This window comes from Kluyvera sp. (assembly GCF_047971185.1).
Classification (GTDB): domain Bacteria; phylum Pseudomonadota; class Gammaproteobacteria; order Enterobacterales; family Enterobacteriaceae; genus Kluyvera.
Map to the genome: position 1 here is coordinate 12305 of NZ_JBKDZH010000055.1, position 24508 is coordinate 36812.

The window sequence follows — 24508 nt, forward strand, 5'->3', positions numbered from 1 at the left end:
TGACCTCAGCGGGCGCGTGGTTTTTTAACACCCGATACACGGGAACGACCTTCAGCCACATCCTGACCCCGGCCGGTAATGGTGACGACGTAAAAGCCACGCAGGTCCTCAACCGCAACCAGACCCTGCTCCTGCAACCAGTCAATCTGCGTGCGAACGAGATCGCGAGAGACATTGTGGCCATAGGCATCAAGGCAATCATTCAGGATGCTTTCGTTAGCTTCGTTATTGCAGTCCATCAGGCTACGGAGGATCACCAGCCTTTGGTCTTCGGTCAGAATATCGTTAATCATCAGTTGCTCCGGTTCACAGCATTTTCCAGTAACAGTTCAATCTGGTGGGTCATAGACTGCACGCGTTGGCCGATGACCTTCATATCACCCGCCATTTCAGTCATGCGCAGACGCATTTCCTGCATGTCTTCAACGCCAGGCATGTTGGCGTATTTGGTTTCCATTTCGGTGAGGCGGTTCTCCAGCTTCTCCACGCGTTCGGTGCTGGCGAACGTGCGCCGCATCGCCCAGACAATGCCGCCAAATGCCACCGGTACCAGGTAAGGCCAAAATTGAAAAAGGTCCACGATTAACTCCCTGAATAACAAAACTGGCATTGCGGCTCATACAGGTCTGTCAGCTCAACAACACCCAGTCGGCGGCGACATAAGACACAAATACGGTCAGGCTCAGGGCGCTGGATTTGTGGTCCAGGCCAGCTGCAGCCTTGTTGCTGCCAAAGTTCCCGCAGAAACTCTTCAGCCTCCTGAAGCAGGTCGGCGTCCATAAATTTCAATCCTTTTTAAATCCTGCTGGCGGGCATCGTTCTTATCGCGATTGCACTGGCCAAGTGCGGTTAATAGCGTGGCATTCCAGACCACTGATGCACCGTATGTGAACGGTGCGGGGCGCACTGGCACAGGCGTTTCCGCCAGCAGTTCTGCATCAATAGGCAGCGGGGTCACCACTACCGGAACGGGCGCGGTTCTCGACCCGCTGCAACCACTCAACAGCAGCAGCAGGCACATCGCGCTTAGCGCATTCGTCTTTCTCAAGGATGAGGGTGATCTGGTTCTGAGCTTCATCGCGCAGCCTCTCGTCTTCGCGCCGTGCTGCGGCATTGGCCGCGCGGATGGCGCTGAATATCTGGATGGTTTGCTCCTGGCCGTGTAGCAGCCATTCTGCTGTGTTTCTGGCTTGCGTCTGGGTCTGCAGGTCCCGGCGTAACTGGACGTTATCACTGTGCGTTCTCTCAGCCTTTACCCAGACCACACCCACGGTGACCAGGAGTGCAACCGCGCCGGCAGCAATAAGACGATCAGCGAAGGTCATCAACACCTCCGACTGACCAGATGGCCATCTCAACTTCACGGCGCGTCATCAGTCCTTTCCACGGTTTGCCGGCGGCAAAGACCCAGCGACGCATCTGGTCGCGAGCACCTTCGAAATCACCAGCATTCAACTTTTTGAGGAGGGTCGAACGGGCAAATGCCCCGGTGCCGGTATTGAAAACAAAGGTCTCAAGCGCAGTACGCTGAAAATCGGTTAAAGGGACTTTTACCAGCCGTTTAATGACTGCCCGAACAGGCTTTAAATCGCTGTCCAGTAGCGCCATGCATTCATCATGGGTGTAGGTGCGCATCTGGATATCAGCGCCAGTATGGCCAACACATACGGTCAGGATGCCGGCAATGTCGCGGTACGGGGTATATTCGATCCCCTCGACGTGGATAAGGGTCTCGCGGGTCATTTCGTGATAACCGCCACCGGCGATAGCAATCGCCAGCAATGACGCTTTCAGACTACGGGGTATTTGGGGCATCAGCTTATCCGGTGAGTGGATCTGCATCCGAGGATAAGAAAAAGCTGATTAGAGAGGTGATTCCGGTATCTGAGTACAACCCGCACTCTCGAGCGCAGTCGGTTGTTACAGATAATTAGTGCGGGAATAAATCCGGTTGGCGACGACGGGTATGAAGCTTGCGCTGACGGGCGATGATATCGTAAATCTGTGTCTGAGATAAACGATGCTCGCGGCGCAGGTCTTCAAGGTTGCGGCCATCGAAACGGGAGAAGATGAGATCGTCCCGTAACGCTGTAACCAGCTTGTCCCCGGATGGCAGATAATACTGACGTCCGCCCATATAGTGGGACATGGCCAGCGCCAGTTTACGCGCCAGCAAGCGGCTGTCTTCAGCAATTCCGAGGCGCTTCAATTCTGCCTCCATCACATCGACAAGCGCAACCAGCATTTGTGGCCATTGGTGCTCAAGCTCACCGACAGGGATATTGTCGATATGGTCAAGCAACTGGTGGATGGCCGGGTCGTGTTCAAAAAGCTCCGACTGTTGTGACATAAACCCTCCTCAAGGTAAGTGCAACCTCAGTATACAAAAAATCCCGCACGTTGGCGGGATTGTTGATGACATCAGCTGTCACGTTTGCATGGGTGAAGCTTGAAGAATTTTATATCGTCATGGAGATATAATTTTTTCCCCGATTTATCGACTATAAAAAACTTTATGACTGCCGGGTTACGCATTGAAGCAAAGGTATACGAAGTTCCATGCACAGAAATTTCCTTGTCATTCTCTGGTGACGGCGGTTCTGACTGCACATAGGTATCACCATCATCAAGATTCTGCCAGGAAACCAGATCAACGCCCATATGAAGCTTGATACCGTTACATGTCCAGAAACCAGACGCTGGGTCTTTTTTCGCAGGAGCCTCGGATGGGCTTTCACCCATTTCCTGTAACTTGGCATCCACTAATTTATCCCAATCGTCATTGTTTGATTGAGTTGCGGCGTAAGAGGTTAAGCTAACCAGCGTCAAAGCTACTATCATGATTTTTTTCATATTCATTCCCTAAAATTAGTCCTAAACCTTATCATCATTTTACTTCATCGTCAGGCGCTGGTAACGCTCACAGGTTCGATCATAAGTTGGCTTAACCCCACTATGAGGAAGTCGTTCAAGCATGCACCGCATATGCCAACGCTTCAGGCTTTCGAGAACTGTTCTGGCTTTCTCATCACGCAGCCAGTTCAACTTTGCCACTCCCTCGCCGCCGTTCTGTTGCCGAGTAATACGCTTAACGTAAGCATCAATCGCGGACGAGTCGTTACTGGTGACAAACCCCTGATTGTACATGGTGATCCATACTGCCCGAATTTTGCCAACAATCCCCGATGATGCTTTGGGTTTAGGTGATACCGGCTTAAATCCCCTCTCTTTCAGTGCATCGAGAACGGCCTGCAGCTGCTGCGCACTCATATCGCGACAACTTCTCTTACCTGGAACAACCGAGCCTAAAAATACTCGATAGGTCTCATCGTCAAGGCCCAGAGAACGCCGCGCCACGTGGATCAGTTTGATGGTATTAGCACGCATCAGCCATTACCTCGCTCAGTGGTGTAACAAGCTCTAGCCCGTCGATTTTCTTAAACTGGCGAACCAACGATGCAGCGGTGCTGAAATGACATACCCAGTACTCCACTACCTCATGGAGGTGCGCATTTTCCTTCTGTTTTAACCAGCGCTTGCCGTCTCTGGTTTTTGATGCACGACGAATGATAGACGCACCTGGTTTGTAGGTCTTACGACGCCAGACAACCTTTGTGACAGGGCGAAATTCTTTATGTGACGGCCACCCCCACGCTTCACTGCGGGTATCATCAATCCAGACTATTAACGCCAATTTATTCTCAGAGACTATCGCCTTATAAACTGCAATTTTTTCCCCTGAAGACAACTTAAACTCAATCCTGCTGTACAAATCACCCAGGGTGTTCTGGATACCGTTCCATTGCTCTTTTGTGATTACGGTTGTCATTCTATTTCAGCCCTCAACTCTTTCATTCGCTGGTATAAATCTGGTGCTTTACCTGTTTTGCTTTCGACGGCTGCCATATACAGTGCAGACAGTTCATCCCAGTGTTCAATGAATGGGGTCAGCGCTGGATATACTTGCCGCATCACAGGAAAAGCATCCCGAATAGCGGGTACTCCATCAACCAGCCGCCAGCAGCGCCCAAAATCGGCAGGGTCGAGCGGATAACGAAAGCGACCACCATCGCCAGCTGTTGCGCCAAGGAATATCGCAGCCATTGTTTTGCTGCTCATGCCGGTATCATCGCCCACGAACCATTGCCCCACAGCCGACACGGCCAGCAGGCGTTTCGCCAGCGCTCCGGCCCATCCGTTATGCTTTGCAGCCAGATGCAGGAAACCATCATCTATCACGGGCTCATACTCAACGAAAGGCTGTTCCCCAGAAAGCGCTACCGCTCCGTCTTCCGGGTATTCAGCGGACTCAATCAGATAGCCTGTATAAGCATCCAGACCTTCACCAGGACTAGCCTGGATAGTCCCGCTACGGATGCAGTATTCATGTTCCAGCTCGTCACTATCTGGCTCGGCAAAGACCTCAAGACCAGCGAACTCCGCGGCTTCCATTATCTGTTTAGCGGTGAGAATAAGGACGGTATGTCGCTGGCTCTTTATCGTTCTAATGGCCTCCAGGACCATTGAGGACAGACTCTCTTCCTCAACATCGAGATCAAGGCCATTAATGGCTCGCACCAGATTCACGATCTCATGATTCTTTTGAACAATGACCTGATTAAGTTGCTCAATGCTCTCGCTCATTTGCGACTCCTGAAATAGGTTGAGGTGGCGAAAAACAGCAGTTCCAGTACATCAAATAACCACCAGAGCGTGATGCATCCAATCAATGCCGTCAGAGTAAATGGCCATGCCAGGGCAGCAACCAGAGCGCTGATTGAATCAGTGTCTTTATCCATAATTCCGCTTCCGCGTAGTGCAGAAATGAAAAAGAAGGTGATTACGCCGCCAGCGATATAACAAACGATACCGATTACCATCAGACTACTCCTTGCACATCAATAGGTAGATATCTAAGGACATGACGGGTAATAATCTGCCCAGTTCTGGCACACTGAAAATGGCCCATTCGAATGTCGATTAACGCGCTTTCAAATTGTGGCCAGCCCTGCATCTGCTTTTTGTCATCAAGCTCAACCAGAACAAACACCGTTTCAGCTGACCGCGGCCCGGAAGCCAGATACATCACACTTCGGGGAATCTCAGTACCTTCAATCCATCCAAATGAGCGCCTAGCCGCTACAGGTGATTTGCTGCGGATAATGTCGTAATAACCGTTACGCTCTTTCAGCTCGGAACGTGCCACCGCTTTGCGTAGCGCCTTGATAAGCAACTGGGCACTGGTTCCCGTCGCACTGACCAGTTGCAGACAGGTCATTTCGCCCTTATCGGACAGCACGGTTTTGATTGCGTCGATCATCATTTGTCTCCCTGGGATTGTTCTGCCTGTTGCTGCTCGCGGATCATGCTTTGGGCCGCATGCATCAGAACGGCGATGCAACGGCGGGTTCTGGCGGCAGCAAGACGGTTACTGGATTGCCTGTCGATATAAAGCGCCTGTGCCATTTCAAGTTGCTCTGCAGCTTCTTCAAGTAAGGAAGACACTGACGGGCTGGCTGGTGATACTGCATCAGGTATCTCAGCCCCTACGCGTTGAGATAAACGGGCCATTTTTCGTGTTTTATGCTGATCAATCATGTCGCTCATTCCATTATGGCGAAGCTGCTCAATCATAATTTCAACGTCGGCAGCTTCTTCGGCGATACGGTTGCCGTTCGCTTTATGAGTAACAAAACGAGTGCAAGCAGCTGCTAGCTCATTACATTCTTCGGCTGTTGCCAGAACCTGACGGTCATAACCCCACATCGCCAGGGCCGCATCGAAAACATGGGGTTTATTCATCGTCTTCATCCTCCATGTTGTCATCCGCCGGTTTCATGGTGATCGGAAAAGGCTGGAACTGGAGAAGTGCCAGTTGGACACCAATTCGGCTGAAACGGGCTTCTTTGGTGTCAGCCCCAAATTCCAGCACCTCGCTTTCGCCCATTTCCAGACGAATATCAGCGTCTTTGTTGTCAATAATCATCTGGCATTTATCAACGCGATTTTGATGCCAGGATTTCAGGTCGATAATCATCAAAATTAATTTTTGTTCAGTCATAAAACATTCCTTTTGCTGAATTCGGCGCGAACGAATCCCTGACGCAAGCGCCGAAATAAAAATCAGAGTTAATTAGCTAAAAATCAGAGTTTGGCTAAATCCAGCGAGATTTGCTGATAGTTACCATCTGCCTGACGCTCATAAATACGCAAATATTGACTGGTGCCTGAAACCTGAATTGCATCAGCCACGGCATCCATCGCCTCATTCCATTTCGGGTCATTGATATCGAGCTGACGGAGGCCCAGAACCTGGTTGATGTCGATGCGACCTTGCTTGTTAACGCGGAAAGCATGATCTACCAGGGCCATAATGCGTTCATCCGCACCACCAGACCATTCGCTGATGCAGGTATCAATCAGCGCTTTGGCCGCCTGGATACGTTCATCAAATACGCGATGCTCACCGACTGCGCGAATGAGCTTGTAACGGCCGTCAAAACTGACCAGAGTCACATTGCCTTTTGTGCCGCCGTACTCCACGCCATACTCAGACGCCGAAAGGTCTGTGAAGTCGGCGATTCTCTGCATAGACTCCAGTTTGAACGCTGCCAACAACTGACGCTGCTGACGTGCTGCGCCGACGATCATCATCACGACTTCATCACGTAGCTTATCCACGGGTTTGACCTGAGATTCAGGGATTAAATGCCCCTGAGCATTGGTGCGGTAACCCGCTGGTACAGTATTTGAATTATTCATCTATTCGCCTTAATGAGTAGTATTTGATTCTGTATTCCCGGAACGCGCGTTCCATTCATTCACATAATGGAAATTTGCGGCCTTAATAATTTGTGGTGCCATTTGCTTAATAATCTCGGCTATGCGGTCAGAAGCAGAAGGATGCTCATGATTGACTCCTTCAATCACAGCATTAACATCGACAAGTTCCTTAACTTGACCACTATCGGTGAACACATCCTTAGTGGTTACTGTGAAAATAACTTTTGCCATTTTGACTCCTCAGCGCCAGATAATCCGGCAACCATTGAAACTGGCTACCCACACGGAGCGGGAACCTGAATTGTTACGCTCAACAATACGCACAGCACTGTTTAGCAGTTCAGCCGGAGGACATGACACCTCCAGAACGGGACGTGAACGGGTCTGGCGAAACTCCGTAACCAGACAGCCTTTTTTATTCAACAACGCCTCAGTGGCCATCGCTTGCTGAATATGAGAAGAGATCAGTTCACTAATCACGGTATTATTCCTCCACGATTTCAGCATGCCCCAGTTCAAGCATTGCTGAATGAATATGACCAGAGTTAACCGGCTCGCTTTTACCACTGGCGTAGATATGGGCCAGCGGCAGAATATGAGAGAGAGAGCGCAAAGCACCTGGGCGCTTTGCAATCGCACGTAACAGCTTGCGTTCGTCGCGACCTTCAACCTTCCATGCGTCGCAGAACGCATCAACATCAGCGGCCAGCACGTTGTTGATAACAATTTTCTTTGCCACGCGAGAGAACAGACGGGCAAAGTCTACGGTGCGACTACCACCGGTCAGGCGGTCATAGACTTTATGGTTACCGATAAACGCCAGCCCGATGCCGCATTCCTCCTGGAGGATGCGCAGCTCTTCGATGGCGTCATAGTTCAGCCAGTCCGCTTCATCAATGATGATTAAGGCATTGGTGTCGCGCAGCCGGCGACGCAGCAGGCGGGATAACGCGCCGCGCTGATAAGGCGCATCTGAAATGCCCATATCCAGCGCCAGTTCGTACATGGTTTCCAGCTCGTTCGTGCGGGATTTACTGGCGGTAAGACGCCAGACGTTATTACCGGTACGAGCGTATTGTTTCAGCGCTTCCGTTTTACCTACACCAGGATGGCCATAAATCAGCGCAATGGTGTGAGTCAGCTGCGCATACGTCAGCGCCGCAGTGATTTTTTCAGAGGTCGGTGTCACGACATAGTCAGGGATTTCCGGCAGTGCACTCTGGGCCGTCTTACGGGATTCAAGCCACGTGCTGATTGATGCCGCCACGGCATCATTATCACCCTTGTATTTACCGTTAATAAACTGAGAAAGGGCAGACGAAGACACCCCGGTTTCACGCGACAGCGCAGCACCAGAAATTGTTTTGTCATCAATCAGACCTTTTACGGTATTACGGATTACATCATGGTTAATTTGCGTCATCGTTTTTAATCCTGTATTTTTCCATTGTTAATACGTTTTTAAACACTTCTCAAAAGCGGCGGCTCAAACGTCGCTTTTTTATTTCTTCGATTTACTGACACTTTTCATCAGCGTCTGGAAAATCACATCGTTCTCGTGCTGATGCTCCTGGACTTCCTGAACTTTTTTCAGTGCATTACCCTGGGCAAAGACACGTTCAACAACATGCCGCTGCGGTGGTTCTGGCGGCGCGACTTTTGGCAGCAGATCGTTCACCTCGATTGCCGTCATGCGGCGCTGGGCTTTGGCTGCGCGTTTGGTATGGGTCATCATCTGCTTACGCTGGCGGCTATGTTCGCGGCCTGTTTCGGTATCGCCGAACGCAACAGCTGAGCGGCACTCAGCCATGCAGAGGAAGCGGCCATCAAGGTCATAACACGCCACCTCGCTGTGAAGATCGCGAGGGTCGAAACGCACGGTAATCTTGCGCTGGCGGATATTGGCCAGAACCGGATTCCAGTAACTGTTTTTACGCCCGAACAGAGAGCCGCCACACTGGAGGAAGAATTCTCCGGTTGTTTTCACCGTTACAGCTTCCGCCGGAAGCATGAGCTGGCGGATTTGTTCATCGCTGAGGCGAGTGACAATGGCGTTACTGAAACTACGCTCAAATGCCTGGTCAAATGACAGCTCGCCCTGACACATTTCGGTTTCACGACCAAGACGGGCGTTGTACATGGCGATCCCCTCATTGACTGCGGAAAGAAACGTCTCAACATCAACGACACGGTCACCGTAATTATCAGGTTTATTCTGCGTATTTGGCCCGGTATATGCGCCAGCCAGTGAGGGATGCTTATCGATATAATCCCCCAGGCCACCGATACCGAACGCACGTTCAACAGGTTTAGCCTGACCCCATCCCTTACCACCTATCACGCTGGTCCAGTGAACCTGAATCCCCAGCATTGGCAGAATCCCCATTGGGTCATCTGGTTTAACCTTGAAGCGATAGCGATTAGGGACACCACCAGAGAGCCATTTATTCGCTGCTGCACGGGTGTTATCGATGGTGACGTGTTCAGGTTTGCCGAACTCGGAGATAGCATCCATCAATGACAGACGGATGCTGTCGCTGTTTTCAGAGACATCAGTACGCCAGCCAATAACTTTACGACTGTGAACGTCCTGCCAGACCCATGTTTTTGGGCGAAGAACTTCGCCGTTATACCAGCGAACGAAGACGTTATGCTGGTAACCATCACCGTTGATCCATTCCATTGCATGCAGCTGCGCGACAGTACGCTGTTGACTTGGGAACATACGCGCCAGCGCGTTATCACCCTTGCGGGTGGCCACAATGACCCGAGCATCAATTTCACGGTCTACACGACGACGCAGGGTGCGCTCAGATGGGATTTCCCAGCCATATTCCCGCGCTGCAATCTGGAGCAGTTCATACGACTTTGTGAAGCAAGGCTCTTCCGGACGGAGATAATCGCCGAGGAAGAACTGCCAGGCATCCTCACTGATTGGCGCTTCACGGTTGGTTTTGCACTTTTCACGCAGCCGACGATCAAGCAAAACAGGTGCCCAGACATCACGGCTACGGTTCTGCACCCGGTAATACAGGTTACGCAGTGAACCTTCGCTCATATGCAGTTTTATTGCTGCCGTTCTCAGAGCCAGACGCAGCGTTAAACCTGAATCAACCAGTTCAGCGACAAGAGAAACCGCATTAGTACGCTGCTCAGCACGTTGGCGCTGTTCGTTGGTGGCACCTTCCCAGTGTTTCCACAGCTGCTGACGCTCAAAACTGGCGGCTGAGTCTGCATTAACCTGTGTACGTTCTGGCAGAGAGATGACACCAGAAGATGTTTCTACCAGGCCCTTTGCAGTCAGCAACTCTGCACGGACTTCAGGAGGAAGCACAGAGATGTGGTATTCAAAAGCTTTACCGCCCGCGCGTTTACGGACTTTATCCTCAGCACCAGCCGAGTATCGGGATAACGCTTCACGAATCCCTTTTACGGTTTTAGGTAAACCAGGCGCTCCGACCAATTCCTTAGCAACGACAAACATAGTTAAACCGCCTTATTCATGTAGCTGTGAACGCTGTATCGGCTCGGCCAGATGGTTTCAGGGGGAACGCCGAGAGCATCAGCAACAATTTGCTGATACGGGCGGCATGGAGTGCGCAAAACACTCTTTAAAGAGTCTTTTTTATAGCCAGCCTGAACCGATAAAGAACGGAAAGATAAACCACGCTTGTGGATTTCCGCCTTAATCGTCTCAGGGTGCCAATCAGTCAGATCTTCATTTCGGTTCATGATTCATCTATCCTAAAAAGTTATCCGCGCGGATAACTGCGCGGGTATCTGTCTGGATAAAGCATAAGTCCTTAAAAAGACCTAATCAAGGTTTTTTTAAGCCTATGAAAAAATCCTTAACCGCCACCACATAACTAATTGGTTTTATTATGATTAATAACAGCACCAACACGACAAACAAAAAAGAAACCTATGGTTCTTTTAAGTCGATTGAAAAAGAACGTTTCACGCAAAGACTGGAACAGCTACTGAAAGGTAGAAGTAAGTATCAAGCAGCAAAGGATTGGGGCATAAATTTAAGCACATTTAAAAACTACTTCTCTCGGCAAGGTTCAATCCCTCGTTATGAAGTCCTTGAGAAAATTTCGACACAAGAAAATGTCTCTATTGAATGGTTGTTGGGTCGAGAGCTCGAAGTGCTTCCTAAAGAAAGCAGCCATGCAGAGGTATTAGAAAGACACACGCGTAGTCCTGCTTATGATGCTAAACCATCCAGCCAGATGCTTCATGAACCTACAGCTAACTATGAAACTGGGCTTGCTTCGATTTTCAACATACTTAGCGAAGAGGAGAAAAAATCTTTGTTTGAGTTGATTGCCAGAAAAGGCGTGGACACAGTCCTGCAACTGAAAGATGAGAGGAATCTGAAACTTATCCAGTGTCCAGATTATGAGAAGGATCGCTTACTAGTCTTACTTGAGTCCGGTGCCAAAAAAGAGGCATCTGAGACTGGTGAGCATGTAGCCCAGCCAGACCTTTTGAGTGGTAGCAAAAAGGCTGGTTAAGGTATCCATCTGGACAAATTAACCGGCCTAAGGTCCGTAACAAGTTGACACAAATCAAGCTGTGATTCAACTCGATCAAAGCAGTGCGAAACGATTACAAAAAAGCTTCAAATCGATTTGGAACACGCCATTTAAACGCAATGTAAAAGTATTAAATGCAGTGGAACGCCGTTACAAGTTTATCTGTCAGAAGCATACAATCTCCCGGTGGTGATCTAATTTTAACGCTGACCCCATCGCCACTGCCCACGAGCTAGCAGATTGCCGCCAAGCCTTAATCTGCCTGACTTTATCCCATCTGATCCCGCTTTCTTTCACTTGTTCCCGGATTCGTTCCGATGTTCACTACATAACTGTCACCTTACACTGTCGCTGGTGATTGATAATGCGATCTGGGATGACGCCGTGCGTCAGGTGTACGCGCCGAAGCTCGATACAGAGTGGCTGTACAATACCTGGGGCGCAGGTTTCAAAATTAACAATCTCTATGACGGCACGTTCGTGCTGGATGAAAACCACCATGTTCTTTGGGGCTCGTTTCACAGCGCGCCGTTTACCGAACGGAATCTGGATTTTTTCGGCGAGGGGCTAGAGGCGCTGATTGCCAAAAATGAAGATGCGCTGCGCCGTGGAAGCAATATTTTTGCCGGAATTACCCGCACTCGCGAAGGCATCGCCTTTATCGGTATCGGCCTGATTCGCCCGATGGTCGGGCGGCTACAGGTTTATGACGCCACGCGGCGCTATCTGGTTATCACCCGACATATCAATCCTCTGCTGCTGAACAATTTGGGCAATACCTTTCAGATTGAACATCTCACGCTTACCGACGCGCCGAAAAACCAGTACAACATTCCGGTGCGGACGTCGGGCGGTAAGGTCGTAGGTTGGCTCGACTGGCAGCTTCGTCAGCCGGGCGCCGAGGCGGCCAGCGCGGCCTCGCCGCAGATTCGTGAAATTGTGCTGTTAGCCGCTGGGCTGATTCTGCTGTTTATTTTGCTCAGCAGCTTAGGCTTGTGGAAGCTGGCGCGCGGCGAGCGACAGGTCCGTGAGATTGCGCTCACCGACTGGCTCAGCCATCTGCCAAACCGGCGGGCATTGATTGAGCAGCTCGATCGTATCAGCCTGCGCGGCGACCGTGATGTGAAAACGGTGGTGTTTATCGATCTCGATGGTTTTAAAGACGTTAACGACATTTATGGCCACGATATTGGCGATATTCTGATTATTCGTATCGCGGATATGCTGCAAACGCTGGTGCCTGCTGACGGGATGCTGGCGCGTATGGGTGGCGATGAGTTCGCGATGACCGTCGGCGGCGAGCAGTCAGAAGCGCGGGCCTCGGCGTTTGCCGGGCGCGTGCTGGATTACCTTAATACGCCGATTCGTATCGGCGAGCGAACGCTGCATATCAGCGCCAGTATTGGTATTGCCAGCGGAAAACTGCAGGAGAATCCCAGCTCTGAGCTGTTTCGTCAGGCCGATATCGCCATGTATCATTCGAAAATAACCGGTAAGGGGCGCGTTACCCACTATGATGCCGAGCTGAATAGCGCGCGTGAATACCAGGTTTCTATTGAGAACGATATTCGTCACGGCCTGGAACACGATGAGTTTGAGGTCTGGTACCAGCCTATCGTCTGTGCGCGCACGCAGGTGATGATTGGCGTCGAAGCGCTGGTGCGCTGGCCGCGACGGCCGAACGGTGAGCTGATGCCTGATGCGTTTATCGGCATTGCGGAGACCAGCGGGCTGATCTATTCGCTTGGGCAATTTGTCCTGGCGCGCGCGTGCCGCGATTTGCTGGCGCACCATAACCTGAAGCTGTCGGTGAATATTTCGCCCGCGCAGTTTCGCGACCCTGAGTTTGAAAATAAGGTGTCGAGCGTGCTGAAATCTTCCGGTTTTCCGCCTTCCAGGCTACAGCTTGAAGTCACCGAAACCTATGTGCTGGAAAAACCCGAACGCGCACGCGCGGCTATTGCGAACCTGAAAGCGCTGGGTACCGCTGTGGCGCTGGACGATTTTGGCACCGGCTACTCCAGCATTGGCTATCTGCGCCGGTTCAATTTCGACACCATTAAAATTGATAAATCGCTGGCCGGGCTGGTAGACGAAGACGATCAGGCGGCGGCGCTGGTGGGGGGAACCATTCGCATCGCCAGCGCCTTAGGCATGACGGTGATCGCAGAAGGGGTCGAGACGGAGAAGCAGATGAAGCTGCTGCGTCTGGCGGGCTGCGATCAGCTACAGGGATTCTATTTCAGCGAACCGATGCCGCTCTCTTCGCTGCTGGCGTTGCGTCACCAGCAGCTGCAGAGTTAATCACCGGCGGCGAGCGCTTCCAGCTTGTCGCGAAAACCGGTGACGGCGATGGCGCGGTTATCCGCACGCCAGCGATCTTTGGCCGCCGGCGCCGAGCTTTGTACCGCAATGAGCTGCCAGCCCGCGTCGGTTTTTAGCAGCAGTGGTGAACCGCTATCGCCCGGCAGCGTATCGCACTGGTGGGAGAGCACCGAGGTCTGCGCCCAGCCGGTGACGGTGCAGTCCTCATGGCTATAGAGTGAATCCAGATGATCGACCGGGTAACCGGACTGCGTAACTTTACGCCCGGCGGCTTTCAGCGCAGCGGTCAGTTCGGCCTTATCGCCGGTGAACAGCGGCAGCGGCGTGATGCCGGAAGGGGGATAGCGCAGTACGATCAGGCCGAAATCCCACGGCGCGGCGGAAGACGGAACAATCCAGCCGTCGCCGTCAGGTTTTAGCCGTTTGCCAAGCGACGGATCGACGCGCCCCTCAATACCGTGAATTTCATAGCGCCAGCTGCCTTTTTGCGACACGAAACGCAGCGCGACCGCTTTGTCCAGCTTGCCGCGCGGCGGCTCCAGCAGACAGTGCCCGGCGGTTAACGCCAGGTGCGGGGAAATCAGCGTGGCGGTACACAGGTTGCCGCTGGCGGTTTCCAGTTGACCAATGGCGTCCCACGGTTCCTGCGCCGGTTGGTTGACGAGGATACGATCGTCCTGACCAAAGAACAGGGTTTTAATATCTTTTGCGCTGATACCGCTATCACTGTCATCAGCATGAGTTATTAATGGCAGAACGGATAACGATCCCAGTAAACAACACACAAAGGCTGTACGCATATCACTCTCTGATGGGGCAATTATGATTATAAAAACTAAACCCAGTGAGACTACTATAGACGGGAGACATGAAAAGTGGGAGTAAAATCAGCGAACTACATTCAGTAAAAGAAGAACTGAGTGGCGATCAGCGCGCACACGATCAGCAATGCCAGGATGAGCTCAAAACGATAACGCCGCAACATGGTTGGCTCTCCGGGAAAAAATCGGCGCTGAGTAGCGCCGATGCGGATAATTGATCGCCTCGGGCAGCAGGGCTAACATCGGCGTCGGGGGCGACGCTACGTGATGCACCTGGCCGCCTGAACCGGCGCGAAACTCGCGCCGATAGCGTATCAACAATAATTAAGCAGCTGGCTGTGCAGCCGGTTTAGCGGCTTCGTGTTTTACTGCTTTTTTGTGTTTTTTAGCTGCCTGCGCTTTCTGAGCGACAGCAGGTTTAGCCGCGGCTTTTTTGTGTTTCTTCGCGGCCTGAGCTTTCTGCTCTACCGGTTTGGTCGCCGGTTTAGCGGTGGCTTTTTTGTGTTTTTTAGCAGACTGCGCTTTCTGTGCCGGGGCTGCTTTTTTGTGTTTCTTGTGGTGGGTGGCTTTTGCCGGTGCCGCGTGAGTGGCGGTAGCAGCGGCAGCCGGAGCCGGTGTTGCCGTCGCGTCAGCAGCGAAAGCAGCAGAAGACAGACCCATAGCAGCGGCAACAACCAGAGCTAATACTTTTTTCATTCTCATACCCTCGAATTGGTTTTTCATTCAACCCCACTGCGGGGCCGTTGAAAGAACTATACCCGTGGGCTATTGGTCTTTCCGTGAGTGATTGGTATCGGCGTGTAACGCAATGTACGAGATTTGTTGCACAAACGTACAGGGGCGATTTTTCTTCGCTCCTCAATAGGTTAGCTAGCACAAGCTGCGTGGCTGGCGCGTTGCGCGAGGTAGAGACGCAGAATCAGCACGAAGGCCATCGCCACGACCACCGCGGCAAGCAGGTAGATGCTGTCCAGCCCCTGATAGCCCGCAATCCAGCCGGCGACCGGCCCGGTAATCCCGAGCGCTAGGTCTAGGAAGGCGGAGTAGGTGCCAAGCGCGGTGCCCTGATTTTGCTCTTCCACCTGTTTCACCGCTTCAACGCCCAGCGCCGGGAAGACCAGGGAGAAACCGGAACCGGTGAGGAAAGCGCCCAGCCCGGCAATCCAGGCGTTGGGCGCAAACCAGATGATCAGCAGCCCAAGGCACTCAAACACGTAGCAGACCAGCGACACGCGGATGCCGCCAAAGCGGATGATGGTATTGCCCAGCACCAGACGGATACAGATAAAGCCCACGCTGAACAGCGAGAGCGTAAAGGCGGCACCCTGCCAGCCGTGCGCGGAAAAGTAGAGCGTGATAAAGGTCGCAATCACCCCGAAGCCTACCGTGCCGAGCCCCAGTCCGAGACCGTACGGCCAGATTTTGCGCGCCACCACGTGGAAGGGCGCTCTGACGCCCGCGCTGACGCTGACGTCGGCACGGGTACGGGCAAACAGCAGGCCAACCACGGCGATAATCACGATCAGCGCCGCAAAGCCGCTGATGCCAAACGCGCTATTGAGCATTACCCCCAGCGGCGCGCCGGCGGCCATCGCGACGTAGGTGGCGACGCCGTTCTAGGAAATCACCCGCGAAGTGTGAATAGCGCCGACGGTCTTAATCCCCCATAGCGTGGAGCCGGTCGAGGTAAAACTTTCGCCAACGCCGAGGAACACGCGCCCCACCAGCAGCAGCGTAACCGCCAGAATGGGGCTGGCGCTTGCTGCCGCCGCCGCGAGCGTAAACAGGCCGCTCATCAGGCAGCAGATAATCCCCAGGCTGACGACCTTCTTCGGCCCCCAGATATCGGTATAGCGCCCGGCATGAGGGCGACTGAGCAGGGTGGAAATGTACTGTAGGCTGATCACCGCACCGGCGACCAGCGTACTGTAGCCAAGATCGTAGTGGATGAATCCGGGCAGCACCGCCAGCGGCAGGCCGATGGAGAGATAGCAAATGCAGGTGAAAACGACGATCGAAATAATGCGTAAATTAAGCTGGGTATTGCTGGCGTAGGTAGTCATAACGCGGAACAGGTAAGACAAAAGTGGGCTTATTATAGAAAGTGTCAGCTAGTATGGCGAGACGGTAAGGCATTTTATGTCAATAACATAAGCAATAAAAATAAGCGGCGGTGATGGATGCACCGCCGCTTATGATTAGCGTAAGCGTCTATGCAGCGTGAAGCCGGTCAGCAGCGCGCCGACCAGCAGCAGCGCAATAAACCCACCGACGCCGTTCCAGCCGTATTTGTGCCAGAACACGCCGCCGAGCGTCCCGGCGATACTTGAACCGAGATAGTAGCTGAACAGATACAGCGATGATGCCTGGCCTCTGGCGCGGCGCGCGCGTGGGCCAATCCAGCTGCTGGCGACGGAGTGGGCGGCAAAGAAGCCGGCAGAAAACAGCAGCATGCCGGGGAAGATCACCCAGAGCGGTGAAAACAGCGTCAGCAGCAGGCCGATTAACATCACGCCGGTAAAAAACAGCATGACCGGGCCGCGCCCATAGCGGGTGGTCATCATGCCCGCTTTTGGCGAGCTCCAGGTGCCGGTCAGGTAGGCGACGGAAAGCAGGCCCACCACCGCCTGGTTAAGCGACCACGGGGAAAGCATCAGGCGGTAGCCGATATAGTTGAACAGCGTGACGAACGCGCCCATTAACAGAAAGCCCTCGACGAACAGCAGCGGCAGGCCGCGATCGCGCCAGTGCAAACGAAGGTTAATGAGCAATGATTTGGGCTTCAGCGAGCTGGGGCGGAAGTGGCGTGATTCCGGCAGAATGCGCCAGAACATGATGGCCGAGGCCAGCGCAAACAGGCTGATAACCGCCAGCGCCACGCGCCAGCCGAAGAAATCGGTAAATACCCCGGTGAGCAGGCGTCCGCTCATGCCGCCAATCGAGTTCCCGCTGATATACAGGCCCATTGAGAAGGCCACAAAGCTGGGGTGAATTTCTTCGCTCAGATAGGTCATGCCGACCGCCGCCACGCCGCTAAGCGACAGGCCAATCAGCGCGCGCATGATCAGAATCCCATGCCAGCTGGTCATCATCGTCGACAGCAATGAACAGCATGAAGCCAGCAGCAGCGCGGTGACCATGACCGGTTTACGCCCGATGGCGTCGGAAAGCGGCCCGGTGAACAGCAGGCCAATCGCCAGCATGGCGGTCGAGATGGAGAGCGAAATACTGCTGCCGGCAGGGGTAATGCCGAACTCGTGGGACAGTACCGGCAAAATGGGCTGCACGCAGTACAGCAGGGCAAAGGTCGCCAGTCCGGCGGAGAAGAGGGCGAGCGTGACGCGAATGAACGGCGGCGTGCCGCGGCGGATAAAGGTATTGCTGGAAACGGGGCTATCATCGCGGACATCAATAACGGGCGTATGGTCTGCGGTAGTTGTGCGGCTCACGGGAAGATCCTTGGGTAAAAACAACGGGTAATGTCGACATAGGTCACATAATCAGAGTAGGAAAATGTAAATATTCTGTCTAATATATTAATAATCTCAATTGATACTTATTAAATATGAATATCGAACTTCGTCACCTGCGCTATTTTGTGGCCGTCGCGGAAGAGCTGCATTTTGGCCGCGCCGCCGCGCGTCTCAATATTTCACAGCCGCCGCTCAGCCAGCAGATTCAGATTCTGGAACAGCAGGTTGGCGCACGGCTGTTTGCCCGCACCAACCGCAGCGTCAGCCTGACGGAGGCCGGAAGACAGTTTCTGGCCGATAGCCGCCAGATCCTGCTCCAGGTGAACGAAGCCGCGGCCCGCGCCAGCCGTCTGCATCACGGTGAAACCGGCGAGCTGCACATCGGTTTTACCTCGTCAGCCCCGTTTATCAAGGCGGTTTCCGATACGCTGTCGACTTTCCGCCAGCGTTACCCGGACGTACATATTCAGACGCGAGAGACCAACACCCGCGAACAGATCTCACCGCTCACCGAAGGTGCGCTTGAGCTGGGGCTGATGCGCAACACGCAGCTGCCCGATACGCTCGACTGGCAAATTATCCTGCGCGAACCGCTGCTGGCGATGATCCATCGAGACCATCCGTTGGCCAATCAACCGTCGGTGAGCCTGGTCGAGCTGGCGAATGAGCCGTTTGTCTTTTTTGACCCGCACGTCGGTACCGGCCTGTATGACGATATTCTCGGCCTGATGCGCCGTTACGGCGTGACGCCGGTGATCACCCAGGAGGTTGGGGAAGCGATGACCATTATCGGCCTGGTGGCGTCGGGGCTGGGAGTGTCGATTTTGCCCGCTTCGTTTCGCCGCGTGCAGCTGTATGAAATGCGCTGGGTACCGATAGCGGAAGAGGACGCGGTGTCAGAAATGTGGCTGGTGTGGTCAAAACACCATGAGCTTAGCCAGGCGGCGCAACGTTTTAAAGCGCAGCTGTTAAACGCTGCAAAGGTCAGCGTTTAGCGACCAAAAGTGTGAAAAATTGTGCGGTAAATCACAAGGCTAAGTAAATATTTGACGTCAGGCGTTGAAGTCATTCACCATAGCCCAAAGTTTATTTCGAAGCGCGAAAATAAGGGAGTTCACGGTGGTAGCGGATAGTCAGCCAGGCCATATCGATCAAATCAAGCAGACCAACGCGGGGGCGGTATATCGTCTCATTGATCAGCTTGGCCCGGTTTCGCGTATTGACCTCTCCCGACTTGCGCAACTGGCGCCCGCCAGTATTACAAAAATTGTGCGTGAACTGCTGGAAGCGCACCTGGTACAGGAAACCGAAATTCAGGAAGCGGGCAGCCGTGGCCGCCCGGCGGTGGGGCTGATGGTGGAAACCGAAGCCTGGCACTATCTCGCGGTGCGCATTAGCCGCGGCGATATTCATCTGGCGCTGCGTGACCTGAGCAGCAAGCTGGTGGTGGAAGAGCAGCTTGAGCTGGCGCTGGAGGACGAAACGCCTTTCCTTAACCGCGTGCTGGCACATATCGATCAATTCTTTATTCGTCACCAGAAGCTGCTGGAGCGCTTAACGGCGATTGCCATTACGCTGCCGGGGATCATCGACACTGAAAATGGCATTATTCACCGTATGCCGTTCTATGACGTGAAAGATGTGCCGCTGGGCGAAACGCTGGAAGCGCATACCGGCGTGCCGGTCTATATTCAGCACGACATCAGCGCCTGGACGATGGCTGAAGCGCTGTTTGGCGCATCGCGCGGCGCGCGTGATGTTATTCAGGTAGTGATTGACCATAACGTGGGGGCCGGGGTGATTACCGATGGCCGCCTGCTGCATGCTGGCAGCAGCAGCCTGGTTGAGATTGGCCACACTCAGGTTGACCCTTACGGTAAACGCTGTTACTGCGGCAACCACGGTTGTCTGGAGACGATTGCCAGCGTGGAGAGCGTGCTGGAGCTGACCCAGGTGCGTATGCAGCAGTCGATGAGCTCCATGCTGCACCAACAGCCGCTCACCGTGGACTGGCTGTGCCAGGCGGCGCTCCAGGGCGATCTGCTGGCAAAGGATATTATCGGCAGCATCGGTACCAACGTCGGGCGCATTCTCGCCATCATGGTTAACCTGTTTAACCCACAAAAAATTCTTATTGGTTCTCCGTTCAACCAGGCTGCTGACATCCTCTTTCCGGCGATTAGCGACTGTATTCGCCAGCAGTCCTTGCCCGCTTACAGTAAACATACCGCCGTCGAGCAGACGCAGTTCTCCAACCGGGGCACAATGGCGGGCGCTGCGCTGGTCAAAGATGCGCTGTATAACGGAACATTGCTGATCAGACTGTTACAGGGTTAACATTTTTTTGCCGTTTTGCAAAAAATTGCGCTATCTCAATCCGACCTCCCGGCGCATCACGTAAACTTTCACCCTGTTGAATTATTCATTGTCTTGATATTCTATCGGCAAATTTGTGGGGCTAGTTAGTGATGCTAAATCGTTTCTTTATTACTGGAACTGATACTTCTGTCGGCAAGACGGTGGTTTCTCGTGCGCTATTACAGGCGCTCGCCGCCAGCGGGAAACGTGTGGCAGGCTATAAGCCAGTGGCCAAGGGCAGTAAAGAGACCGCCGAGGGGCTGCGCAACAAAGACGCGCTGGTGCTGCAAAGCGTATCATCGCTGGCGCTACCCTATGAGGCGATTAATCCTATCGCACTGAGCGAAGAAGAGAGCAGCGTTGCCCATAGCTGCCCGATTAACTACACGCTGCTGTCCGACGGCCTGGCGAATCTGAGCCGCCAGGTGGATAACGTGGTAGTCGAAGGTACGGGCGGCTGGCGTAGCCTGATGAACGATCTGCGCCCGCTTTCCGAGTGGGTGGTGCAGGAACAGCTGCCGGTGCTGATGGTGGTCGGGATCCAGGAAGGGTGCATTAACCATGCGCTGCTGACGGCTCAGGCCATCGCCAATGACGGCCTGCCGCTGATTGGCTGGGTTGCCAACCGTATCAACCCGGGGCTGGCGCACTATGCGGAAATCATCGACGTGCTGAGCAAAAAGCTGCCCGCGCCGCTGATCGGCGAGCTGCCGTATCTGCCGCGCGCCGAACAGCGTGAGCTCAGCCAGTACGTTGATTTAGCGATGCTCCGTAACGTGCTGACGGTAGATCGAATTCTGGCGTAAGGTGCGCGACAGCACCGAGGACAGCACACAAGCAATCAGCAAGCCGGGCAGTAGCGTGTATTGCCCGGTCATTTCACAAATCATCAGCGTCGACATAATTGGCGCATGGGTGGTGGCCGCTAGCAGCGTGGCCATGCCGGTAATCCCCAGCAGAATCGCCAGGCTTTCGTGGCCCGGGAATCCCAGACTCCACGTATCGGCAAACAGAATACCGACAGCCAGACCAATAAACAGCGTGGGGGTAAATACGCCGCCGGGCGCGCCTGAACCGCTGCTGGCGAGTATTGCGAGCAGCTTACAGAGGAAGATCCCGGTGATGATCGCCAGCGTCGGCGGGGCGAGCAGAAACCCTTGCACCACGCTGTAGCCATTGCCCCATACGTCCGGCGTTAACAGCGACAGTAGCCCCACGATCAGCCCGCCAAGGGCGAGCTGCCACGGCGGTGAGAGCTTCAGCGCCAGGAAGCCGCGATGGCTGGTATCCATTAGCCACATCAGCAGCGGGCCGCCGAGACCACACAGCAGGCCGGTGACGAGCATCAGCGCATAATCAACGGCGCTAAGGGTTGGCAAGGCCTCAACGTGGTAAAGCAGCTCCGCGCCGCCGTTCATCAACTGTGTAGCGAGCAGGGCCACCACCGCCGCAATGACCACTGGCCCGAGCGAGGCGAGCATCAGCGTGCCGAACAGGATCTCGGCGATAAACAGGCTGCCCGCCAGCGGCGCATGATAGGCGCTGGCCATCCCCGCGGCGGCCCCGCAGGCAATCCACAGCTTCCACTCTTTTTGCGGCGTAAAACGTTGGGCGAAAAACGACGCCGCCAGCACCGCCAGCAATATCATCGCCCCTTCACGGCCAATGGCGCTGCCGCTGGCGACAACCAGCAGAGAGGCGGTTGATTTGATCAGGCTGGAGCTGATGTCGAATTTGCCTTCGTCGCTCTCCAGCGCTTCCATATAGTCCGTTGGCGCGTGGGGGCGCTGGCGCGTATAGCGTTGCCAGCCCCATAACAGTGTACCAGCTGCCAGCCCGCCAAGGGCGGGGGTGATTAGCCGCCGCCACCAGGCCAGACCTTCAGCGGCGTTGACCAGGCTGCCGCTGTCGTTGCTTAAAAACAGCCACTCCAGCAGATACATTGCATGGCGGAATAGCGCCACCGCCAGCGCGGCAAGCACGCCAATGACGGTCGCGAGAAGCAGGCGACGGAACATCGCCTTGATATCAGGGTAATGGTGTAGACGCTGCATAGAGTTTTAGAGGCTTAGCGATACAGTTTTTTATCGGCGACCGGGATCAACAGCTGCGACTGCCACTGCGCGAGAGTGTTCTGCGCTAATTCGCCCAGCGCCGTGAAGAACGGGTGATTGGCTTTGCTGACAAACTCGCTGAGGAAACGCGGCGCCCACGGCAGCAGATGCCAGGCAAGCAGCTGGTCGCAGGCTTCCTGACGGCCGTTTTCGACCAGCCATGCCGCCAGCATCAGCAGGGTGCCAAAGTGATCTTCCGGCTCGTTTTGTTCCACGTCGAACGCAATCTGGTTTTCCCGCATCCACTGGCGCAGCGCCAGCGTGGAGTCGCCAAACAGGACGTTTTCACGGTCTAACCAGACGGATCCCCATGGCGGAGATGGCAGCGCCGATGGGCCGATAAACAGCCGTTGCCAGGCCTCAGCCAGCGATTCGTCGCTGGGGGCGGCAAAAGCGGAGGACAGCGCATCGGCGTTTTCGACCGGATACGGCCACTGCGCGGCCCATTCACCGTCGCGAAACGCGGCGATCAGCGGTTCGGCAAGCGCACTATCCGGTGCGAAGTAAAACAGTGCCCCCAGTACGCGGGCAGAGAAAGCTAAGGCGTCGTTGTGCTGAACGTCATTCATTACTGCAATTCCTTAAAAGGGCGCGGGTACCATCCCGCGCCGAGAGATTATCCGGCAATCGCCATACCCACGGTCATATGCAGGCCGTAGAACAGCCCGCGGCCGATCAGTTCCCCGGCGACCATCAGCACCAGGCCGATGGTCAGCCCGAATGCCGTTGACGGCACGCGGCGCAGCAGCGGGCAGATCCAGCAGCCTAACCCGGCAGCCAGCAGGACAAAACGCCAGACCTGCCACACGCCCCAGTCGGGCAGCAGCGCGTTGGCCTGCTGTACGGAGCTGTGAATGAAGCCCAGCTCGCTGGTCTGCATCACCACCACCGCCAGGCTCGCCAGCAGCGCCAGCACGCTTAAGGCAGCAAAGAATTTACCGTTAAACGGCACCTTCGCCAGCTTCAGCAGCAGGGCGGCAAACAGCGGGCCGGTGAGCACCACGGTCAGGAAGAACGAGGCGGTCGTATAACCATTATACCAGGTTGGTACCGTATCTATCTGATAAACACGCGTCATGGCCCAGACAAACACCAGACCCAGCACCATGCTGACGACCAGCCAGATGCGCCCGAGCGCCTGCGGCATTTTGCCGAGCGCCGACAGCAGCCACCAGAACCCGCCGACGGCGAAGAAAATTGAGCCGCTGGCGATTTCATTGCTCAGCGCGGAAGCGCCGACGCGGTTCAGCGAGTTAAACGCCCGCAGGGGGGAGCCGAGATGCAGTACCGAAGCGAAAAAAGCAATCCCCATGATAACCCACAGGAAAAACATACTCCGCACAATGCGGCGCTGGTCGGCCGCTTCGTGACGTGCCGCCAGCCAGCCCATGCCGCTGATGATTATCGCTCCCGCCACGCATTGCCCCAGTACCGTAAACAGCACTAGCGGCCATTCATGCCATCCGTTGCCCATCTCACACCTCCTTCGGGTTGGCCAGGTAGCCAGTGGTATCGCCGCACGGACGTGCATTGGCGTTAGGTTTAATCACGATGCTTGGCTTGGTGAAGTGCGCCGACGGCAGCGGCGCGACGGCCGCCAGCGTGCCGTGCTTCTGGCGCAGCTCTTCAATCGGGCCAAAGTCCAGCGCGCGCAGCGGACAGGACTCGACGCAGATCGGTTTTTTACCGTCAGCCACGCGTTCATGGCAGCCGTCGCACTTGGTCATGTGGCCTTTGGCGGCGTTGTACTGCGGCGCACCGTACGGGCAGGCCATGTGGCAGTAACGGCAGCCGATGCAGACGTCTTCGTTCACCACCACAAAACCGTCTTCCCGTTTGTGCATCGCGCCGCTCGGGCACACTTTGGTACAGGCCGGGTCTTCGCAGTGGTTACAGGCGATGGAGAGATAGTAGGCGAAGACGTTCTGGTTCCAGACACCGTTGTCCTCCTGCCAGTCGCCGCCCGCGTATTCGTAAATACGGCGGAAGCTGACATCCGGAGTTAAGTCTTTGTAATCTTTACACGCCAGCTCGCAGGTTTTGCAACCGGTGCAGCGGGCGGAGTCGATGAAAAATCCGTATTGCGTGCTCATTGA

30 protein-coding genes and 2 pseudogenes are annotated in these 24508 nt (G+C 54.4%); 5 read left to right on the plus strand and 27 right to left on the minus strand.

Annotation, left to right across the window (positions count from 1 at the left end):
- Positions 1 to 5: 5 nt before the first annotated feature.
- The 19 genes from ACK5JN_RS15640 to ACK5JN_RS15730 form a co-directional block, all read right to left on the minus strand.
- Entirely contained in the window at positions 6 to 293 is a 288-nt protein-coding gene (locus ACK5JN_RS15640; RefSeq protein ID WP_416871013.1) for an ArsR family transcriptional regulator, read from the minus strand.
- Positions 293 to 580, minus strand: a complete 288-nt coding sequence (locus tag ACK5JN_RS15645; RefSeq protein WP_416871014.1) for a DUF2730 family protein — start codon at positions 578 to 580, stop codon at positions 293 to 295. The genes ACK5JN_RS15640 and ACK5JN_RS15645 overlap by 1 nt, the downstream gene beginning before the upstream one ends.
- A gap of 358 nt (positions 581 to 938) precedes the next feature.
- Complete coding sequence (locus ACK5JN_RS15650) at positions 939 to 1325, minus strand: DUF2570 domain-containing protein (RefSeq protein WP_416871015.1); 387 nt, start codon at positions 1323 to 1325, stop codon at positions 939 to 941.
- Complete coding sequence (locus tag ACK5JN_RS15655; RefSeq protein ID WP_416871016.1) at positions 1312 to 1815, minus strand: lysozyme; 504 nt, start codon at positions 1813 to 1815, stop codon at positions 1312 to 1314. The genes ACK5JN_RS15650 and ACK5JN_RS15655 overlap by 14 nt, the downstream gene beginning before the upstream one ends.
- A 115-nt stretch (positions 1816 to 1930) precedes the next feature.
- Positions 1931 to 2350 carry a Mor transcription activator family protein gene (locus tag ACK5JN_RS15660; RefSeq protein ID WP_023293650.1) on the minus strand — a complete coding sequence of 140 codons (420 nt, stop codon included), beginning with the start codon at positions 2348 to 2350 and terminating at the stop codon, positions 1931 to 1933.
- 71 nt (positions 2351 to 2421) lie between these two features.
- Positions 2422 to 2853 carry a hypothetical protein gene (locus ACK5JN_RS15665; RefSeq protein ID WP_416871017.1) on the minus strand — a complete coding sequence of 144 codons (432 nt, stop codon included), beginning with the start codon at positions 2851 to 2853 and terminating at the stop codon, positions 2422 to 2424.
- 39 nt (positions 2854 to 2892) lie between these two features.
- Positions 2893 to 3387: a gp16 family protein gene (locus ACK5JN_RS15670; protein ID WP_416871018.1), complete on the minus strand. Its 495-nt coding sequence runs from the start codon at positions 3385 to 3387 to the stop codon at positions 2893 to 2895.
- Positions 3377 to 3829: a hypothetical protein gene (locus tag ACK5JN_RS15675; RefSeq protein ID WP_416871019.1), complete on the minus strand. Its 453-nt coding sequence runs from the start codon at positions 3827 to 3829 to the stop codon at positions 3377 to 3379. Before ACK5JN_RS15675 ends, ACK5JN_RS15670 begins: the two co-directional genes overlap by 11 nt.
- Positions 3826 to 4644 carry a hypothetical protein gene (locus ACK5JN_RS15680; RefSeq protein ID WP_416871020.1) on the minus strand — a complete coding sequence of 273 codons (819 nt, stop codon included), beginning with the start codon at positions 4642 to 4644 and terminating at the stop codon, positions 3826 to 3828. Before ACK5JN_RS15680 ends, ACK5JN_RS15675 begins: the two co-directional genes overlap by 4 nt.
- Positions 4641 to 4880, minus strand: coding sequence for a hypothetical protein (locus ACK5JN_RS15685; protein ID WP_416871021.1), 240 nt, complete (start codon positions 4878 to 4880; stop codon positions 4641 to 4643). The genes ACK5JN_RS15680 and ACK5JN_RS15685 overlap by 4 nt, the downstream gene beginning before the upstream one ends.
- Complete coding sequence (locus tag ACK5JN_RS15690) at positions 4880 to 5323, minus strand: hypothetical protein (protein ID WP_416871022.1); 444 nt, start codon at positions 5321 to 5323, stop codon at positions 4880 to 4882. Before ACK5JN_RS15690 ends, ACK5JN_RS15685 begins: the two co-directional genes overlap by 1 nt.
- Entirely contained in the window at positions 5320 to 5802 is a 483-nt protein-coding gene (locus ACK5JN_RS15695; protein WP_416871023.1) for a hypothetical protein, read from the minus strand. The genes ACK5JN_RS15690 and ACK5JN_RS15695 overlap by 4 nt, the downstream gene beginning before the upstream one ends.
- Positions 5795 to 6061 carry a hypothetical protein gene (locus ACK5JN_RS15700; RefSeq protein WP_416871024.1) on the minus strand — a complete coding sequence of 89 codons (267 nt, stop codon included), beginning with the start codon at positions 6059 to 6061 and terminating at the stop codon, positions 5795 to 5797. Before ACK5JN_RS15700 ends, ACK5JN_RS15695 begins: the two co-directional genes overlap by 8 nt.
- A gap of 83 nt (positions 6062 to 6144) precedes the next feature.
- Complete coding sequence (locus ACK5JN_RS15705) at positions 6145 to 6762, minus strand: DUF3164 family protein (RefSeq protein WP_416871025.1); 618 nt, start codon at positions 6760 to 6762, stop codon at positions 6145 to 6147.
- Positions 6763 to 6771: 9 nt separating this feature from the next.
- The gene (locus ACK5JN_RS15710) at positions 6772 to 7014 is read right to left on the minus strand and encodes a hypothetical protein (protein WP_416871026.1); all 243 of its coding nucleotides are present in this window, start codon (positions 7012 to 7014) and stop codon (positions 6772 to 6774) included.
- A 9-nt stretch (positions 7015 to 7023) separates the two neighbouring features.
- On the minus strand, positions 7024 to 7263 hold the full coding sequence (locus ACK5JN_RS15715; RefSeq protein WP_416871027.1) for a hypothetical protein: 240 nt from the start codon (positions 7261 to 7263) through the stop codon (positions 7024 to 7026).
- A 4-nt stretch (positions 7264 to 7267) separates the two neighbouring features.
- Positions 7268 to 8206: an AAA family ATPase gene (locus tag ACK5JN_RS15720; protein WP_416871028.1), complete on the minus strand. Its 939-nt coding sequence runs from the start codon at positions 8204 to 8206 to the stop codon at positions 7268 to 7270.
- Positions 8207 to 8284: 78 nt separating this feature from the next.
- Entirely contained in the window at positions 8285 to 10267 is a 1983-nt protein-coding gene (locus ACK5JN_RS15725; protein ID WP_416871029.1) for a transposase domain-containing protein, read from the minus strand.
- Positions 10268 to 10269: 2 nt separating this feature from the next.
- Positions 10270 to 10515 (minus strand): helix-turn-helix domain-containing protein, encoded by a 246-nt coding sequence (locus ACK5JN_RS15730; protein WP_023293664.1) that lies wholly within the window; start codon positions 10513 to 10515, stop codon positions 10270 to 10272.
- Positions 10516 to 10664: 149 nt separating this feature from the next.
- On the opposite strand from ACK5JN_RS15730, the gene ACK5JN_RS15735 reads away from it, so the two are divergent.
- A complete protein-coding gene (locus ACK5JN_RS15735; RefSeq protein ID WP_416871030.1) occupies positions 10665 to 11300 on the plus strand; it encodes a hypothetical protein in 636 nt (211 codons plus the stop codon).
- A gap of 369 nt (positions 11301 to 11669) precedes the next feature.
- A pseudogene (locus ACK5JN_RS15740) lies at positions 11670 to 13625 on the plus strand (EAL domain-containing protein); the annotation flags it as partial.
- On the opposite strand, the gene ACK5JN_RS15745 reads toward ACK5JN_RS15740, so the two are convergent.
- The 4 genes and pseudogenes from ACK5JN_RS15745 to ACK5JN_RS15760 all read right to left on the minus strand — a co-directional run bounded on the left by ACK5JN_RS15745 (position 13622) and on the right by ACK5JN_RS15760 (position 17916).
- On the minus strand, positions 13622 to 14446 hold the full coding sequence (locus ACK5JN_RS15745; protein WP_416871031.1) for a trypsin-like serine peptidase: 825 nt from the start codon (positions 14444 to 14446) through the stop codon (positions 13622 to 13624). The pseudogene ACK5JN_RS15740 and the gene ACK5JN_RS15745 sit on opposite strands and share 4 nt — an antisense overlap.
- A 345-nt stretch (positions 14447 to 14791) precedes the next feature.
- The gene (gene asr / locus ACK5JN_RS15750) at positions 14792 to 15163 is read right to left on the minus strand and encodes an acid resistance repetitive basic protein Asr (RefSeq protein ID WP_416871067.1); all 372 of its coding nucleotides are present in this window, start codon (positions 15161 to 15163) and stop codon (positions 14792 to 14794) included.
- Positions 15164 to 15333: 170 nt separating this feature from the next.
- A pseudogene (locus ACK5JN_RS15755) lies at positions 15334 to 16530 on the minus strand (MFS transporter).
- A gap of 135 nt (positions 16531 to 16665) precedes the next feature.
- Positions 16666 to 17916 (minus strand): MFS transporter, encoded by a 1251-nt coding sequence (locus tag ACK5JN_RS15760; RefSeq protein WP_416871032.1) that lies wholly within the window; start codon positions 17914 to 17916, stop codon positions 16666 to 16668.
- Positions 17917 to 18032: 116 nt separating this feature from the next.
- On the opposite strand from ACK5JN_RS15760, the gene ACK5JN_RS15765 reads away from it, so the two are divergent.
- From ACK5JN_RS15765 to bioD, 3 genes are all read left to right on the plus strand, one after another.
- Positions 18033 to 18935: a LysR family transcriptional regulator gene (locus tag ACK5JN_RS15765; RefSeq protein WP_416871033.1), complete on the plus strand. Its 903-nt coding sequence runs from the start codon at positions 18033 to 18035 to the stop codon at positions 18933 to 18935.
- A gap of 124 nt (positions 18936 to 19059) precedes the next feature.
- Positions 19060 to 20277, plus strand: coding sequence for a sugar metabolism global transcriptional regulator Mlc (mlc, locus tag ACK5JN_RS15770; RefSeq protein WP_416871034.1), 1218 nt, complete (start codon positions 19060 to 19062; stop codon positions 20275 to 20277).
- Positions 20278 to 20408: 131 nt separating this feature from the next.
- Positions 20409 to 21104 (plus strand): dethiobiotin synthase, encoded by a 696-nt coding sequence (gene bioD, locus ACK5JN_RS15775; protein ID WP_416871068.1) that lies wholly within the window; start codon positions 20409 to 20411, stop codon positions 21102 to 21104.
- Here the strand turns inward: bioD and clcB are convergent.
- The 4 genes from clcB to ACK5JN_RS15795 are packed head-to-tail and all read right to left on the minus strand — an operon-like array spanning position 21057 to position 24505.
- A complete protein-coding gene (clcB, locus tag ACK5JN_RS15780; RefSeq protein ID WP_416871035.1) occupies positions 21057 to 22352 on the minus strand; it encodes a voltage-gated ClC-type chloride channel ClcB in 1296 nt (431 codons plus the stop codon). The genes bioD and clcB overlap by 48 nt on opposite strands.
- Positions 22353 to 22366: 14 nt before the next feature.
- Complete coding sequence (gene dmsD, locus ACK5JN_RS15785) at positions 22367 to 22981, minus strand: Tat proofreading chaperone DmsD (protein ID WP_416871036.1); 615 nt, start codon at positions 22979 to 22981, stop codon at positions 22367 to 22369.
- Positions 22982 to 23028: 47 nt separating this feature from the next.
- Complete coding sequence (locus tag ACK5JN_RS15790) at positions 23029 to 23886, minus strand: dimethyl sulfoxide reductase anchor subunit family protein (RefSeq protein ID WP_416871037.1); 858 nt, start codon at positions 23884 to 23886, stop codon at positions 23029 to 23031.
- Between the two features lies 1 nt (position 23887).
- Positions 23888 to 24505, minus strand: a complete 618-nt coding sequence (locus ACK5JN_RS15795) for a DMSO/selenate family reductase complex B subunit (RefSeq protein ID WP_416871038.1) — start codon at positions 24503 to 24505, stop codon at positions 23888 to 23890.
- Positions 24506 to 24508 lie beyond the last annotated feature (3 nt).

Excerpts from the sequence above, each read along its gene's own strand:
- ACK5JN_RS15640 (WP_416871013.1), bottom strand. The coding sequence starts at position 293 with ATGATTAACGATATTCTGACCGAAGACCAAAGGCTGGTGATCCTCCGT.
- ACK5JN_RS15650 (WP_416871015.1), bottom strand. The coding sequence starts at position 1,325 with ATGACCTTCGCTGATCGTCTTATTGCTGCCGGCGCGGTTGCACTCCTG.
- ACK5JN_RS15655 (WP_416871016.1), bottom strand. The coding sequence starts at position 1,815 with ATGCCCCAAATACCCCGTAGTCTGAAAGCGTCATTGCTGGCGATTGCT.
- ACK5JN_RS15660 (WP_023293650.1), bottom strand. The coding sequence starts at position 2,350 with ATGTCACAACAGTCGGAGCTTTTTGAACACGACCCGGCCATCCACCAG.
- ACK5JN_RS15665 (WP_416871017.1), bottom strand. The coding sequence starts at position 2,853 with ATGAAAAAAATCATGATAGTAGCTTTGACGCTGGTTAGCTTAACCTCT.
- ACK5JN_RS15670 (WP_416871018.1), bottom strand. The coding sequence starts at position 3,387 with ATGCGTGCTAATACCATCAAACTGATCCACGTGGCGCGGCGTTCTCTG.
- ACK5JN_RS15675 (WP_416871019.1), bottom strand. The coding sequence starts at position 3,829 with ATGACAACCGTAATCACAAAAGAGCAATGGAACGGTATCCAGAACACC.
- ACK5JN_RS15680 (WP_416871020.1), bottom strand. The coding sequence starts at position 4,644 with ATGAGCGAGAGCATTGAGCAACTTAATCAGGTCATTGTTCAAAAGAAT.
- ACK5JN_RS15685 (WP_416871021.1), bottom strand. The coding sequence starts at position 4,880 with ATGGTAATCGGTATCGTTTGTTATATCGCTGGCGGCGTAATCACCTTC.
- ACK5JN_RS15690 (WP_416871022.1), bottom strand. The coding sequence starts at position 5,323 with ATGATGATCGACGCAATCAAAACCGTGCTGTCCGATAAGGGCGAAATG.
- ACK5JN_RS15695 (WP_416871023.1), bottom strand. The coding sequence starts at position 5,802 with ATGAATAAACCCCATGTTTTCGATGCGGCCCTGGCGATGTGGGGTTAT.
- ACK5JN_RS15700 (WP_416871024.1), bottom strand. The coding sequence starts at position 6,061 with ATGACTGAACAAAAATTAATTTTGATGATTATCGACCTGAAATCCTGG.
- ACK5JN_RS15705 (WP_416871025.1), bottom strand. The coding sequence starts at position 6,762 with ATGAATAATTCAAATACTGTACCAGCGGGTTACCGCACCAATGCTCAG.
- ACK5JN_RS15710 (WP_416871026.1), bottom strand. The coding sequence starts at position 7,014 with ATGGCAAAAGTTATTTTCACAGTAACCACTAAGGATGTGTTCACCGAT.
- ACK5JN_RS15720 (WP_416871028.1), bottom strand. The coding sequence starts at position 8,206 with ATGACGCAAATTAACCATGATGTAATCCGTAATACCGTAAAAGGTCTG.
- ACK5JN_RS15725 (WP_416871029.1), bottom strand. The coding sequence starts at position 10,267 with ATGTTTGTCGTTGCTAAGGAATTGGTCGGAGCGCCTGGTTTACCTAAA.
- ACK5JN_RS15730 (WP_023293664.1), bottom strand. The coding sequence starts at position 10,515 with ATGAACCGAAATGAAGATCTGACTGATTGGCACCCTGAGACGATTAAG.
- ACK5JN_RS15735 (WP_416871030.1), top strand. The coding sequence starts at position 10,665 with ATGATTAATAACAGCACCAACACGACAAACAAAAAAGAAACCTATGGT.
- ACK5JN_RS15745 (WP_416871031.1), bottom strand. The coding sequence starts at position 14,446 with ATGCGTACAGCCTTTGTGTGTTGTTTACTGGGATCGTTATCCGTTCTG.
- asr (WP_416871067.1), bottom strand. The coding sequence starts at position 15,163 with ATGAAAAAAGTATTAGCTCTGGTTGTTGCCGCTGCTATGGGTCTGTCT.
- ACK5JN_RS15765 (WP_416871033.1), top strand. The coding sequence starts at position 18,033 with ATGAATATCGAACTTCGTCACCTGCGCTATTTTGTGGCCGTCGCGGAA.
- bioD (WP_416871068.1), top strand. The coding sequence starts at position 20,409 with ATGCTAAATCGTTTCTTTATTACTGGAACTGATACTTCTGTCGGCAAG.
- clcB (WP_416871035.1), bottom strand. The coding sequence starts at position 22,352 with ATGCAGCGTCTACACCATTACCCTGATATCAAGGCGATGTTCCGTCGC.
- dmsD (WP_416871036.1), bottom strand. The coding sequence starts at position 22,981 with ATGAATGACGTTCAGCACAACGACGCCTTAGCTTTCTCTGCCCGCGTA.
- ACK5JN_RS15790 (WP_416871037.1), bottom strand. The coding sequence starts at position 23,886 with ATGGGCAACGGATGGCATGAATGGCCGCTAGTGCTGTTTACGGTACTG.
- ACK5JN_RS15795 (WP_416871038.1), bottom strand. The coding sequence starts at position 24,505 with ATGAGCACGCAATACGGATTTTTCATCGACTCCGCCCGCTGCACCGGT.